The organism is Streptomyces sp. NPDC043870, from assembly GCF_056435785.1.
Map to the genome: position 1 here is coordinate 1 of NZ_JBWKDT010000033.1, position 13378 is coordinate 13378.

12 protein-coding genes are annotated in these 13378 nt (G+C 69.0%); 5 read left to right on the forward strand and 7 right to left on the reverse strand.

Features of this window, described 5'->3' with window-relative positions; all coding sequences use genetic code 11:
- Positions 1 to 747 (forward strand): IS110 family RNA-guided transposase (locus tag AC0699_RS30075; RefSeq protein WP_478666550.1); only part of this gene is annotated, 747 nt, incomplete at its 5' end.
- An 819-nt stretch (positions 748 to 1566) separates the two neighbouring features.
- Here AC0699_RS30075 and AC0699_RS30080 read toward each other — a convergent pair.
- The 4 genes from AC0699_RS30080 to AC0699_RS30095 form a co-directional block, all read right to left on the reverse strand.
- Positions 1567 to 1722, reverse strand: coding sequence for a hypothetical protein (locus AC0699_RS30080; RefSeq protein WP_478666553.1), 156 nt, complete (start codon positions 1720 to 1722; stop codon positions 1567 to 1569).
- Positions 1722 to 2264 carry a hypothetical protein gene (locus tag AC0699_RS30085; protein ID WP_478666556.1) on the reverse strand — a complete coding sequence of 181 codons (543 nt, stop codon included), beginning with the start codon at positions 2262 to 2264 and terminating at the stop codon, positions 1722 to 1724. The genes AC0699_RS30080 and AC0699_RS30085 overlap by 1 nt, the downstream gene beginning before the upstream one ends.
- Positions 2265 to 2522: 258 nt before the next feature.
- Positions 2523 to 2663 carry a hypothetical protein gene (locus AC0699_RS30090; RefSeq protein ID WP_478666559.1) on the reverse strand — a complete coding sequence of 47 codons (141 nt, stop codon included), beginning with the start codon at positions 2661 to 2663 and terminating at the stop codon, positions 2523 to 2525.
- Between the two features lie 238 nt (positions 2664 to 2901).
- Positions 2902 to 4674, reverse strand: a complete 1773-nt coding sequence (locus AC0699_RS30095) for a serine/threonine-protein kinase (protein ID WP_478666563.1) — start codon at positions 4672 to 4674, stop codon at positions 2902 to 2904.
- Between the two features lie 388 nt (positions 4675 to 5062).
- On the opposite strand from AC0699_RS30095, the gene AC0699_RS30100 reads away from it, so the two are divergent.
- A complete protein-coding gene (locus tag AC0699_RS30100) occupies positions 5063 to 6712 on the forward strand; it encodes a protein kinase domain-containing protein (protein WP_478666567.1) in 1650 nt (549 codons plus the stop codon).
- A 63-nt stretch (positions 6713 to 6775) separates the two neighbouring features.
- Here AC0699_RS30100 and AC0699_RS30105 read toward each other — a convergent pair whose 3' ends face one another.
- A complete protein-coding gene (locus AC0699_RS30105) occupies positions 6776 to 7537 on the reverse strand; it encodes an SDR family NAD(P)-dependent oxidoreductase (protein ID WP_478666569.1) in 762 nt (253 codons plus the stop codon).
- 127 nt (positions 7538 to 7664) lie between these two features.
- On the opposite strand from AC0699_RS30105, the gene AC0699_RS30110 reads away from it, so the two are divergent.
- Positions 7665 to 8273 carry a TetR/AcrR family transcriptional regulator gene (locus tag AC0699_RS30110; protein ID WP_478666572.1) on the forward strand — a complete coding sequence of 203 codons (609 nt, stop codon included), beginning with the start codon at positions 7665 to 7667 and terminating at the stop codon, positions 8271 to 8273.
- A gap of 327 nt (positions 8274 to 8600) precedes the next feature.
- Here the strand turns inward: AC0699_RS30110 and AC0699_RS30115 are convergent, their stop codons facing one another.
- The gene (locus tag AC0699_RS30115) at positions 8601 to 9176 is read right to left on the reverse strand and encodes a hypothetical protein (RefSeq protein ID WP_478666574.1); all 576 of its coding nucleotides are present in this window, start codon (positions 9174 to 9176) and stop codon (positions 8601 to 8603) included.
- Between the two features lie 504 nt (positions 9177 to 9680).
- Here AC0699_RS30115 and AC0699_RS30120 point away from each other — a divergent pair.
- Both AC0699_RS30120 and AC0699_RS30125 read left to right on the forward strand, forming a co-directional pair.
- Positions 9681 to 10295: a hypothetical protein gene (locus AC0699_RS30120; protein WP_478666577.1), complete on the forward strand. Its 615-nt coding sequence runs from the start codon at positions 9681 to 9683 to the stop codon at positions 10293 to 10295.
- 312 nt (positions 10296 to 10607) lie between these two features.
- The gene (locus AC0699_RS30125; RefSeq protein ID WP_478666580.1) at positions 10608 to 11303 is read left to right on the forward strand and encodes a L,D-transpeptidase; all 696 of its coding nucleotides are present in this window, start codon (positions 10608 to 10610) and stop codon (positions 11301 to 11303) included.
- Between the two features lie 72 nt (positions 11304 to 11375).
- On the opposite strand, the gene AC0699_RS30130 is transcribed toward AC0699_RS30125, so the two are convergent.
- Positions 11376 to 13304 carry an ABC transporter ATP-binding protein gene (locus tag AC0699_RS30130; protein ID WP_478666581.1) on the reverse strand — a complete coding sequence of 643 codons (1929 nt, stop codon included), beginning with the start codon at positions 13302 to 13304 and terminating at the stop codon, positions 11376 to 11378.
- Positions 13305 to 13378: the final 74 nt, after the last annotated feature.

Consider the following 13378-nt stretch of genomic DNA (forward strand, 5'->3'; position numbering starts at 1 on the left):
GACTCTGAAGGGCCAGAATCCTTCATCTCTCGCACAGCATCATTTCCAGAAGCTGTCCTACTACCAACTCCTATCCATGTTCAGGACACACCCGGTTACCAGACGCCGGCCGCGATCCGCCGCCGCGGCCGGGCCCGACTGACGGCCTGGCTGGCCAACCGCAATGTCCGAAGCGCCGACGCGGTCGCCGCGACCGCGCTGGAGGCTGCGCAGGCTCAGCAGACCGCGCTGCCTGGGGAGGACGTCGCCGCGCAGATCGTCGCCGACCTCGCGGCGCAGATCCTGGCCCTGGACGACCGGTTGAAACGGATCGACAAGCAGATCCGCGAGACATTCCGCAGCCACCCGCAGGCGGAGATCATCGAGTCCCTGCCCGGCATGGGCCCGATACTCGGGGCCGAATTCGTCGTCGCGGCAGGCGACCTGTCGGCCTACGCCGACGCCGGTCACCTGGCTTCGGCGGCCGGGCTGGTGCCGGTCCCGCGCGACTCCGGCCGCCGCACCGGCAACCTCCACCGCCCCAAGCGCTACAGCCGACGCCTCCGCCGCGTCTTCTATATGTCCGCCCAGACCAGCATCATCCGCGAAGGACCGAACCGGGACTTCTACCTCAAGAAGCGCGGCGAGGGCTGCAAGCACGTCCAGGCCGTCATCGCTCTGGCCCGCCGACGGGCGAGCGTGTTGTGGGCGCTGCTGCGTGACGGACGGGTCTTCACCGCCGCCCCACCGGTCACGCAAGCGGCTTGACTTCGTCATTGAGACTCCTGCCCAAAGCCGCTCCGCCGACCTTGATTCGCCTACACCGCCCTCAAGAGGGCGGCACCGCTGACTGAAGACGCCCCGGGGCGCTTTCCCTGTGGAGCGCAGCGCATGCTCGCGCTAGGGTTGTTACTAGATCATGCCGTGGGGTCCGAACGCCTCTCATCAGCAACCACAAGGGCGCCTGCACGGAAACGGAGAGATCCGGCATGGGTCAGCCGCACAAGAATGAAGAGCGCTTTTATCTCTATCCAGTTCAGCGTGTAGTGGCAGTCTTCCAGAGCGACGAACAGGCAGAGCGGGCCTGCCGAGACCTGGAGGCCGCGGGCGTCGATCTGTCCTGGGTGCACCTTCTGTGCGGGCCGGAGGGAGCACGCCTGTTGGATTCCCAAGGTTCTCGCCATGGGCTAGTTGCGCGACTTACACGTTTTTTGCAGCGTGGCGCCTACGAGGGAAAAGCGCTGAGCGTCCACCATGCTGCATTGCAGCGCGGGGGGTGTGTGTTGTACGTTCCAGCGCGCAACAGAAAGCGGGTACGCAAAGTGGTGGACGTCCTGCGTAAACACGGAGGGCGCGGGATTCTCCACTTCCGCAGGTGGGCTATCGAGGAGTTTCCCAACACTGCCGACGCCCCGTAGGCCATTTCGTAGCAGGCCAAGTCGTAGGCACCAAGACAGCCGTGGTCCTCGCAAGTACACAGTTGCAGCCTGCGAGACGGCCGTCACCAGCTTCCGATTGAACTTACAAGGCAGGTGTCAGCGACGGCCTACGTGCCAGATCCGTGCCAGAACGAGCGCTCAGTCACGGTCAGTCGGGGCCGGGGAGCGCGCAAACACCAGCTGGCAGGTGCAGCACCGCCACAGGATTGCTGACCTGGAACGACCAGTCGAAGGTCAGCGCCAGGCTTACCAAGCAGATGGCCTCGTTTCGAAACCGGCCGCTTTCGAGGGCGGGCAGCGCCACTACGCGATGCCGTCCTGCCAGGCGCGGGGCCAGTTCCCGGATGGCGGCGGCGGGCCCGGAATGCTCAGGTCGCGTCGTGCACAGGCATAGAACTCATCACGGGCTTGGCTCATCTGGCTCTCGGCATGGGTCCAGCCTTCTGAGCCTGTCCGCTGACCTCGCGCGTACAGCTCGTAGTTCCAGACCGTTTCGTGCCACGCGCGTGCAGCCTTCACCGTGTCGGCGTCGCCAATCAGCAGTACTGATTCCCACTCGGCTGCCCGTTTCGACTCGGCGTCTGCGAGCAACCGCATGCCGTCATCCAGATCGATCGGATCCAGAACAGTGCGGAAGCCGCGTGCCGCTCCCAGGCGTTGTGCGATGCGTATTTGAGTTTTGAGCGTGTTGGCGTAACCCGTGTATATCTGGAACCGCTTCTCGTCCCAGCGTTCCGCTCTGGCGCGACGCCACCGGTTGCGCTCGAGCAGGGCCGCCCCCGCGTACGAGCCTACGGAGCCCACCATCACACCGATCAGCACCGGCATCTGATCCAGAAAAGCCATCGGTCCCCCCGACCGCCGCCAACAACAATGCCCGCTCGACTCGCGAAGCATGCACATAGAGGTTGCCAGACGGCCGCGCGTCAGCTGCCGAGGGGGCAGGAGCGACAGTGCCGACCGGGCCGGGTGTCACTCCGGGCCGGCCGTGGCCTGAGACGACACCGCGTATCGCAGCAGCACCACAGCAGCCCAACGAGCACCCGTTTACCAATTGCATGATCATCCAGGGGGTGCCCCCCTCGCTGATGACGTCGTAGACCGTCACGATGTTGGAGTGATCACGAAACCGATGCGCGTGCCGTCGCGGCACAGCCTTGCCACCACGATCCAGTCACGGATCGCGGCTCCCACGCCCAGCGCCCCCGCAAACCCACAGACCAACACGCCCGTGTTCATCTCCACGCTTCCTCCGGAGGCTCACGCGACCTGCGGCGGCCGCCTCGGCACACCTTCCCTCCTCACACGACGCACGCGGCGGCCATTCGGTTCATGCCCCGCACTGCACCCCCCGACCCAGGACGTCCATGACCGCCGCCGGAATGTTCTTGCAGTCGAGGGCGTACGCCAACCCGCCCGGCGTACACCGACCTCTACGCCGAAGAACTCGGCCTCTCCGCGTGAGCAGCGTCGCGCAGCGCACCTAGCAGCGGGACAGGGTGCCGCTCTCCTTGGTGAGTTTGGTGCTGGAGGCCCAGCCTTCGGTGTTCGTCCCTTCGATACGGGCGTAGATCCACTTGTTGCCGTAGGCGTTGGTGATGTAGCAGTGGTAGTAGAGCTTCACCCCGGTCTTGACCACGGTCACGTACTGGCATTCCGCGTACGGCCCGGTGTAGAGGTGGGACGTCTCGGCCAGGTAGCCGTAGCCGTCGCTGCGGTTCTCGTGGGCCCAGCCGGTGCAGGCCGTCGACACCGGGGTGGGCTCCTTCACCGTCGGGCTGGGCTTGGTCTCTGGGGAGGCCGACGGGCTCTCGGCCGGCTTGTCGCCTTCCGCGCCGGGCTTCTTCGTGGGGCCCGGCTCCTCGTCCTCGTGACCGTCCGGCTCCTCCGAGGTCGACGCCTTCGAGGACGCGGTGAGAGAACCGGCGGGCGACGGGGTGCTGTTCCCGGTCGGCGAGGAACTGTCTGCGGGGGAGACGACGCCGGGCGGCGTCGCCTGTGCGCCGTCCGTGGTCCTGCCGCCCTGTTGGGACGTCAGGGCGTAGGTGATGCCGGCGCCTGCGGCGAGGAGCACGACGGCGGCCGCTGCCCCGACGACGGTGCGGTTGCCGCGGCGCCGTGCGCGACGGGCGGCCGTCCGGCTCGTCTCGGGAGCGGGGACTCCGGCGTGGCCCGCGACCGGCGCGCCGTTCTGCGGCAGCGTCGGCGGCAGGTCGGGCTGCGCGTAGCCGGCGTGCGGAGGCTGAGGCTGCGGGGCGGGCTGGGGGAACAGCGGGGGACCGAACCCGGGGGCCGGTGCGGCGGCGGCCGCAGCTTCGGGACCCACCGCGGGAGCGGGAGCGGGAGCGGGTGTCGGCGTCGGCGTCGGCGTCGGAGCGGCGGATGCGAGGTTCACCGTCCCGCCCGAGGCGACGCGCTCCAGCATGCCGCGCGCCTGTTCCGCGGTGGGCCGGTTCTCCGGCTCCTTCGCCATCAGCGCCTGGAGCACCGGCGCGAGCGGTCCCGCCCGGCGGGGCTCCGGCAGGGGCTCGGTGACGATCGCCGCCAACGTGGACCACGCGGACGTCCGGCGGAACGGTGAAGTGCCCTCCACGGCCGCGTACAGCGTCATGCCGAGCGACCAGATGTCCGACGCGGGACCAGGTTCCCTGCCCTGCGCGCGCTCCGGCGGCAAATAGTCGAGAGAGCCGACGAGTTGACCGCTCTGGGTCAGCTTGGCCATGGCGTCGTCGCCGGAAGCCTCCATGCTGGCGATGCCGAAATCGGTGAGCACGACCCGCCCACCGTGCTCCAGCAGCACGTTTCCGGGCTTGACGTCCCGGTGGAGTACACCGGCCCGGTGCGCGGCGTCGAGTGCGTCCATCAGCTTGGCGCCGATCCCCGCGGCCTCGTGCGGCTCCAGTGCGCCGCGCTCCATCAGCACGTCGTCGAGCGAGGGCCCGTCGACGAGTTCCATGACGATGACCGGGAGGCCCTGCTCCTCGGTCACGTCGTGCACGGTGACCACGCCGCTGTGCCGGATACGGGCGGCGGCCTGCGCCTCCCGCTGCATCCGGGTCCGTAGGTCGGCCAGTTCGGTTGCGGAGGCGTCGGTGAAGGCCCGCAGGACCTTGACGGCGACCTCTCGGTTCAGGAGTTCGTCCACCGCCCGGGCGACCACTCCCATGCCGCCGCGCCCGATCATGGAGGTCACCCGGTAACGCCCGCCGAGTACCTTGCCCGTCAGCTCTCCGCCATGCGCTTCCCCCGCGGTCAACGCACGCTCCGTTCCGCCGTTGTTCGTGAACCATCAACCCGAGTCCTCAAGGGTAGAGGCACGGGTGTGAGGGGAATGCGGCGGTCGTGCGCAGGTATGTGACTGCCCATCAGGGTTGTCACCCATGGCGGGCACGGCAGTCCCGGGCCGTGCGTCTCGGCCGCCGTCGGATGTCGGAGCCGGAACCCGAACCCAGCAGTGGAGACCGGCAATCGGTGGGGAGCCGAACCGCTCCTGGATTCGGCGGGTGCTGTCGCTGAGCCGGCCCCTATGTACAACCCCGGGCGCGCTGGTGGTGCATTGAGGCAGAATCTCGGGAGATCGAAGGCCTGACGGCAGGTAACAGTCCCGGCATGGCCACGGAGCACAGCAGGCGTGGGGACGGGGAATGGCCGAACCTGAAGTTCGGGGCTTGGCCGCGGGCCGCTATCAGCTGAACGAGCTGATCGGACGCGGAGCCATGGGGGCGGTATGGGCGGCCCAGGACGTGAAGCTGGGGCGTGCGGTCGCGGTCAAGGAGATCCGGGCACGCGTCGATCTCGACCCCGAAGAGTGGCGTCGACGGGCGGAGCGGGCGTTGCGGGAGGCCAGGGCCGCGGCACTGGTCCAGCACCGGAACGTGGTCGAGATTCACGACGTCGTCATGGACGACGACCGGCCGTGGATCATCATGGAACTCGTGACGGGACGTTCCCTCGCGGAGGAACTGACAATCGGTCGCGTGACGGTCGGCGATGCCGCTCGCATCGCCCGCGAGGCACTGGACGGGCTGATCGCGGCCCACGCGACCGGTGTGGTGCACCGCGATGTGAAACCGTCCAACCTTCTGCTGACCCGGCCTGACGGCCGTACCGTTCTGACCGACTTCGGCATCGCCGCGGTGGCCGGCGCAGACACCCTGACCGTGCCCGGCGCGATGATCGGCACACTCGACTACCTGTCGCCCGAGCGCGTACAGGGTCTGAGAGCCGTCCCCGCATGTGATCTGTGGTCCCTGGGAGCAACCCTCTACGAGATGGTCGAGGGACGCTCTCCGTTCCGCCGCAACAGCGAGTTCGCCACACTCCAGGCCGTGCTCGACGGCACGTACGACCCGCCCCGGAACGCCGGCCGCCTCAGCGAGGTCATCGAGGGCCTGCTCGTCAAGGACCCGGCGCAGCGGATCACGGCATCAATGGCCCGGTCCCTGCTGATTGCCGCCGAGCGCCCCGACGCGCCGTCGCCAGACGGACTCACACTCCGCGCAAAGGCGCCGGCCCATACCGCCACATCCGCTCGTGCCCACGGCGACCGGCGGCGATCCGAGCTCGGGACCGGCATGGCCTCCGAGGAACGCCGGCCCACCGCTCCTCCGGCCGACCGGCGCAGACCCGTCCGGCCCGAAGACACAGACCCGGCACAGGTTCCCGGTCGCGCCTCCCGCCGCTGGATCGCCCGTGCACTCATCGGCTCGACGGTCATCGCTCTCGCCGCCGCGGGTGTCTATGCCGTGCCTCCCCTGCTGGCCGAACGGTCCGCGACTCCCCCCAGCGGCAAAGCCGCACCGCCGGTTTCACCGACAGCCGCCCGCCCCGGGTTCCGCGCGATCAGCGATCCGGCCGGATTCACCGTGGAGATCGGCAAAGACTGGACCGGACCGTATGAGGACAAGCGCCGCATCTTCTACTACTCGGCAGACAAGGCCTATGGGCTCGGCGTCCATCTGAATCCGCCTGACGGCAAGGGGGACCCGTATGCCGAACTCTCGGCACAGGACAACGACGGCACCGGCACCTCGGCGGCCGGCGACTACCCGAAATACCGGCGAGTCCGCCTGGAGCGGCTCAGGCACAACGGCGCACCTGCCGCTGTCTGGGAGTTCACCTGGTACGACGCCACCTCAGGCGTTCGCCGTCGCTCGATCGATCTGCGATACACCAAGAACGGGCGTACTTACGACTTCTGGGTCGCCGGACCCGACAGCGCAGCCCCCAACATCCGAAGACACTTTGACGCGGCTCGGGAGAGTTTCTCCCCCACTCGGATAAAGCACGGATAGACGCGGGTGGTTCAACCGGAGCTGATGATCCCGGCCTGCCACGGAGTTGGACGGGCTTGGTGGTCAGACCTGCTCGGTGGGGCGTACGAGCAGTTCGGCGACGGCCACGTGCCGGGGGCGGGTGACGATGTAGCCGACGGTGTCGGCGATGTCCTGGCTCTGCAGCCGCTCGATGTCGCCGAGGGCGGCGACGATGTGCTGCTGGATGGCGGCCGGGTTGTGCGTGCGCAGTTCGGTGTCGACGCTGCCCGGCTCGATGACGGAGACGCGGACGTGCTGTCGTGCCAGTTCCTGACGCAGTGCCTCACTGAAGGCACCGACGCCGAACTTGGTGGCGCTGTACACGGCGGACATGGCGAAGGCGGTGCGGCCGGCGAGTGAGCCGATGTTGACGATGTCGGCGACCTGACGCGGCCCCTCGGCGGCGGCCTTGACCAGGTGAGGGACGGCCGCGTGGGCGGTGTACATCAGGCCCATGAGGTTGATGTCGATCATGCGCCGCCAGTCGTTCAGGTCCGCACCGGGGGCGGGCCCGAGCAGCATGAGGCCGGCGTTGTTGACCAGCGTGTCCAGGCGGCCCAGGTTCTCGACGGTCCGCTCGACCGCTTCCGCAGCGGCCTGGGATGTGGTGATGTCGGCGGGCACGACCAGGGCCTTGCCGCCGGCACCCGTGATCTCGGCGGCGAGGTCGGTGAGCCGGTCCTCGCGCCGGCCGGCCAGGGCCACGGAGGCGCCCTCGCGGGCCAGGTCCAGGGCGGTGGCGTGGCCGATACCGCTGGAGGCTCCGGTGACCAGGGCGACGGTTCCTTCAAGACGACGATTCATGGGTTCAAGCCTTTCGGTGAACGGCCACGCTGCTGCAGGCCGTACGGGACAGGGGAGGACGGCCCTATGGGTGGGGCCGTACGGGGGTGGAGGCCGCTCGAGGCAGTGCCGAGGGCACAATGGGGAAGTGAGCAGCACTGGGCAGAAGAGCACCGACGCCACGCGTCGAGAGACCAGGACCGAGGGAGAACTACCGCCCCGCGAACGCCTGGTCCGGGCCGCTTCGCGGCTGTTTTACTACGAGGGCGTCCGCGCGATCGGCGTGGAGCGGCTGATCGCCGAGGCCGGGGTGACGAAGGCGACCTTCTACCGGCACTTCGCCTCCAAGGACGACCTGGTCGTGGCCTACCTGCTGACCAAGGACGCCTACTACAAGCAGGTGGCCGAACCGCTGGCCGCCGCGCACCCGCCCGCGGAAGCGATCGACCTCATCTTCGAGGCGATCGCCGAGCACGCCCGCGAGCGCGGATTTCGTGGATCGCCGTTCATGAACGCGGCCGCCGAGTACCCGGACGCCGACCATCCTGTCCGTGGCCTGGTGGCGTCCCACCGGGACTGGATCCGCGCCCTTTTCCAGGATCTGCTCACCCGGCTCGGCCACGCCGACCCGGAGTCGGCCGCCGGTGCGCTGCTGATGCTGTACGACGGCGCGATGGCTGCCGGCTACCTGGACGACTCGACGGCCGCCCACAAGACCCTGCTGAACGCGGTCCGGCTCATCCGATCGGACGGCTGATCCCAGCAGGACCGGGCGAAACAGTGGCCCTCTGCGAGGCCCCGGCCAGGCCGGGGCGCGGGTTGCTTTCATAGAACTTATTGATCTCTCTTCGACGTGCGCCGGGGCCCACCAGCAGTTCTCTGCATGGAGGCGGTCCCGCCCGGAAGGCCGAGAGGCCATTCCACCAGAGGCAGGAAGACCGGTCGTTCTACCTAGCGACGGTAGCCTCGCCGGCGTTCGCGCGCCAGTGGTCGGCCCCGTTTGTGGCATCCCTCACCGGTCCGCAGCCGGCTCACGCCCGGCGGCCTCGTGCTCTCCGAGCGTGAGGAAGACGGCCGGCCCCGGTCACCCCGCGTGTCCTCCAGGGCGCGCCTCGCCGGTGTCCCGGGGCTCGCGGATCAACCGGTACGACTCGCCCGCCAGCCAGATCCGGTCCTCGTCGTCCACGTGGCAGCCGAGGCGTTCGGGCAGACCGCGCAGGTATGCGACGGCGGGACCGGTGAAACGGACCCTGCCGCCGCCGAGGTGGGTGATGCCTTCGGGCTCGTCGAGCGCGGTGAGCCAGGCGGCGTGGTCCCGGTGCAACACGGTGGTGTACGTGGCGTCGGAGCCGACTCCCCGTTCCAGGGCGTACAGGACGTCCCCGTAGCGGGCATGGCCGAGGACGGCGCGTACGGCCGCATCGATGCTCGCCAGGCCGGCGTCCACCTGGTCGCAGGCGAAGACGCGGCCGGGGCGGACCCGGGCGTACGCGAACCAGGCTCCCGCACGGGACGGCATGACGTAGCCGACCGGATAGCCGCCGGGGAGCCCGTCGTCCACGCATACGTACACGATCTCGGCGGCATCGCTCCGCTCCCGTGTGAGGAAGAGCATCCGCTGTTTCAGCAACGCCGTGAGAGACCGGTCGATGACAGTCACGTTCGTGCCCCTTCCTCGGGTCGGGGCGGCGGCCGTTCCCCCTTGGACGGCCGCCGCGTTTGCAAACCATTTCGGAAGGCGCTGCAATGCGGATGTAATTCTGATGATGCGCGGAGCGGGGCGGAGGCTCCGGGGTGGGCGCGGGATCTCGGCGAGGGCTACGGCTCGCGGTTCACAACACCAGTTGCTGTCCCCACTCACCGAACTCAGCTAAGACTGGCTGGAGATGGACATCCGGTTTCGCCTGGGCCGCGCCTACGTGGCGACAGCCGTGTCCGCGAGGCGCGCGAGCAGTTCCGGACCGTGCTCGACGTGCACGGCGCCCGTGCCCACCGCGCTGACGGGGCAACCCTCCCGGCGGCCGGTCAGGCCGCCGGGGTACGGCCCTCTTGCGAGGGCGTTGATCCTTTTCTGGCAGGATCGGCGGGAGATCGACGGTCCGGTCGTGCGGGCGAGCTGCCCCGGCCGGGCAACGGGACATTCAACGGGGAAAGTGAGAACGAGATGCGTACGTGGACTCGCGCCGTACCGGCGGCGGTGGGTGCTCTGGCCCTGACCCTGGCGCTGACCGGCTGCAACGACTCAGGTTCGGGGAAGAAGCGGGGCGGCTCCGGCTCCCAGGCGTCCGCGTCCGGTTCGGGCGCGTCCGACGAGAAGAAGACGTTCCGCCTGGGTGAGGCCAGCCCGGAGCAGGAAAGCGACATGAAGGCATCGTCGGGTGCCAAGTACACGGTCACGCCGACCAAGGTGCAGACCGGCACCAAGGCCGACATGGACAACTCCGGACTGAAGAAGGACAAGGAGGACGGCCCGCAGGTCCCCGTCTACGTCTGGTCGACGCTCACCCACAAGAGCGGCAAGGCCATGGAGATCGGCGACATGGACGGCGACCTGGCCGTCAGGACGAACACGGGCCAGCGCACCCGTGCCCTCATCGTCATCATGGGCGAGGCGAAGTGGCCCAACTGCCCGGCACCGGACTCGGGAAAGAAGCTGGCCGCGGGCCAGTCGGAGAAGATCTGCACCGCCTTCCTCATCCCGGAGGGCCAGAAGGCCGCCGCGGTGGAACTGACCCGGGGCTACTACAAGGAACCGCTGGAGTGGCCGGTCAAGAACTGACCGGCCTTCTCCGGACGCGAGCGAGGACGCGAGCGACAGCGGGGCCCGCCCAGAGAGGGCGGGCCCTGCCCCCGGGACCGCTGTTCGCGCGCGCCGACGGCGATGGCGCCGGCGCGGACGCGTTCGCCGCGGCCGTGACCGCTTCGGAGAAGTTCCGGTCGGGGTCGCTGTCGCTGAGGTGCACGGACAGGACCAGGAAGGTCCGCGCCGGCGCTGTTACAGAACCGTCTTCCTTCCACGTGCAACTCCTACGCCCCCTGCGCTGTCTACCAGGCGGAACTCGCACCACACGCGCATAAGGAGCCGACAGCCGTGGGGGACATTCGCCGACGAGGAGTCGTCGCACTCGGGATCACCGCGCTGGTGGCCCCGCTCACTCTGGCCATGGGGAGCACGACCGCTCAGGCGGCGTCGTGCACGACGCAGACCGGGCCGTACCAGAAGCAGGTCGAGAAGTTCCTCGGCCGCCCGGTGGACGGGAAGCAGTCGGCCGCCGACTGCAAGGCGATCCAGGCATTCCAGACGAAGCACTCGATCAGCCCGAACGCCGGGCTGGCGGGCCCCGTCACCTGGGGCGTCATGGATCTCATGAACAAACAGAAAGCAGTCGGGACGAACCCGAACAAGGCCGGCAAGTGCCCCACCAACAAGGGCCGCATCGCCTGCGTCGACCTGACGCTCCAGCTCAGCTGGATCCAGGACGGCACGAAGCTGGCGTACGGACCGGTCGCGGTACGTACCGGCCGTGACGGACACGAGACCCGCACCGGCCTGAAGAAGATCACTTGGCGCCACATCGACCACGTCTCCAGCCTGTACAACGTGCCGATGCCGTACAGCCAGTTCTTCGACGGCGGCCAGGCGTTCCACTCGGTCGGCATCAGTGTCTGGGCACCGCCCGGCTCGCACGGGTGCGTGAACATGACCAAGACCGACGCCGCCAAGTACTGGAGCCTGCTCCGCAACGGCGACGATGTCTTCGTCTACGGCCGCAAGCCCGGAACCTGAGACACCCCGCGGCCGGACAGGTCCCTTCCGGCGGGAAGGGACCGCGCGACACGGCTCACGCGGGACACGGCATCATGCGGCCGTCGCACGCGCCCACTTCTGGCTCTCGACCAGATCCCGGTAGTGGGCGCTGCTGTCCATCAGGTCGGTATGCGTGCCCATCCCCGCCACGGTCCCGTCCTTCAGCACGATGACGTGGTCCGCGTGCATCACCGTCGACAGACGGTGGGCCACGACGAGAACCGACCGGTCGCGGGCGAGGGTGTCGATCACCTCACGCAGCCGCAGCTCGTTGAGCGCGTCCAGCTGCGAGGTGGGTTCATCGAGCAGGATGACGTCGGCGGGGCTGAGCAGGGTCCGGGCCAGGGCGATGCGCTGCCGCTGACCGCCGGACACGTCGACATCGCGGCCGAGGACCGTGTCGAGCCCGTGCGGCAGTGCGCGCACCGCATCGGCCATGCCCACTCCGGTCAGCGCGGCCATCAGCGAGTCGTCGTCGCAATCCTCGTCCATGCGGCCCAGCAGGAGGTTCTCCCGGATCGTCCCCTCCAGCAGGGTGAAGGACTGGTCGACGTATCCGATCCGGGAGCGCAGTTCGTCGAGCGGCCAGTCGCGGACCTCTTGCCCGAGCACGGTGATGGAGCCGCTCGAAACGTCCACGAACCGTTCGACCAGGGTGAGGAGCGTGGACTTGCCCGCGCCCGAGTGACCCACCACGGCAGTCAGGCCCCGGCGCGGGACACGCAGGGACACCTCGTGCAGCACGGGCTCGGTGTCATGGCTGAAGGAGACCCGGTCGAACACCACGGCGTCGACGGCGGCGGAGGCGGAGGCGGCGTCGGAGGAAGCGGAGGCGGAGGAAGCGGAGGCGTCGGAGGCGGCGAAGGCCTCGGTCACGGCGGGCGCGGCGGTCACGGCGGGCGCGGCGGTCACGGCGGGCGCGGCGGTCACGGCGGGCGCGGCGGTCACGGCGGTCACGGCGGTCACGGCGGTCACGGCGGACGCGGCGGACGAGCCGCCGGCTTCGACAGGGGCGCTGAGCAGGTCCTCGAACCGGCCCTTCGCCGCGAGACCCGTCTGCAGGCGACCCAGCCCCATGACCGTGATCGTGATCGGTGTGACGAGCTGCAGCAGATAGAGCAAGAAGGCGATGAAGTCGGAGAGGCTGAGATCACCGCTCGCGATCCGCGCGCCGCCCGCGATCACGATTCCGGCGAGAGCGACCTCCTGCCCGAGCGACATGACGGGAACGACGGCCGACTGGAGACGCGCCGCGGAGACCATCTCGTCGGTGATGTGCTCGGCGTCGCGGGTCAGGGAGACGCTGGTGAACTTCTCGGCCCGGTGGGCCTTGATCGTCACCAGCGAGGAGAGCGCCATGGTGAAGCGCTGGGCGAGCGCGCCGGTGGCTATCTGGATCGACTCGTACCCCTTGCGGACCCGGCGCAGCAGCAGCCAGATGACGCTTCCCGCGAGAGCGAACACCGCAAGGGTCAACAGGACCAGCACCCAGTCCAGGAACGCCATGAGCGCGATCGTCGCGAGTGCCGTCACGACGGCCACCGGCACCTGCACCACACCTACGTCGATCACCGAACGCAGCAGCACCGCGTCGGAGGTGATCCGGGCCACCAGGTTTCCGGCGCCCGCCGTACGGACGGCCTTCAGGGGCATACGGAGGGTGTGTTCCATGACCCGGCCGCGCAGCCGCAGGATGAACCGCTCGCCCGAGCGCGCGAGAAGGTACCCGGAGGCCGCCGAGGCCAGCGCGCCGGCCAGCGCCAACGGCACCATCCAGGCGAGCCATTCGACGATGCCCTCTCGCCGGGTGAGGGCCTCGATGAGCTCCTTCACCAGCAGGGGCACCGCAAGTGTCGCTCCGGTCGCGGCCAGGCTCAGCACGGCCGCGAGGGAGATCTGCGCGATGTTGCCACGCAACAACTCGCGGATGAGGCTCAGTTGTCGAGGATGGCGCTGAGACGGCTTCCGCCCTGTCGGCACGGGAGACCCCTTCCGGTTCGAGTCGGTGCGGCGTGGCTCCGGTTCGGGGCGCCCCGGGGGAAGGCGCCCCGAAC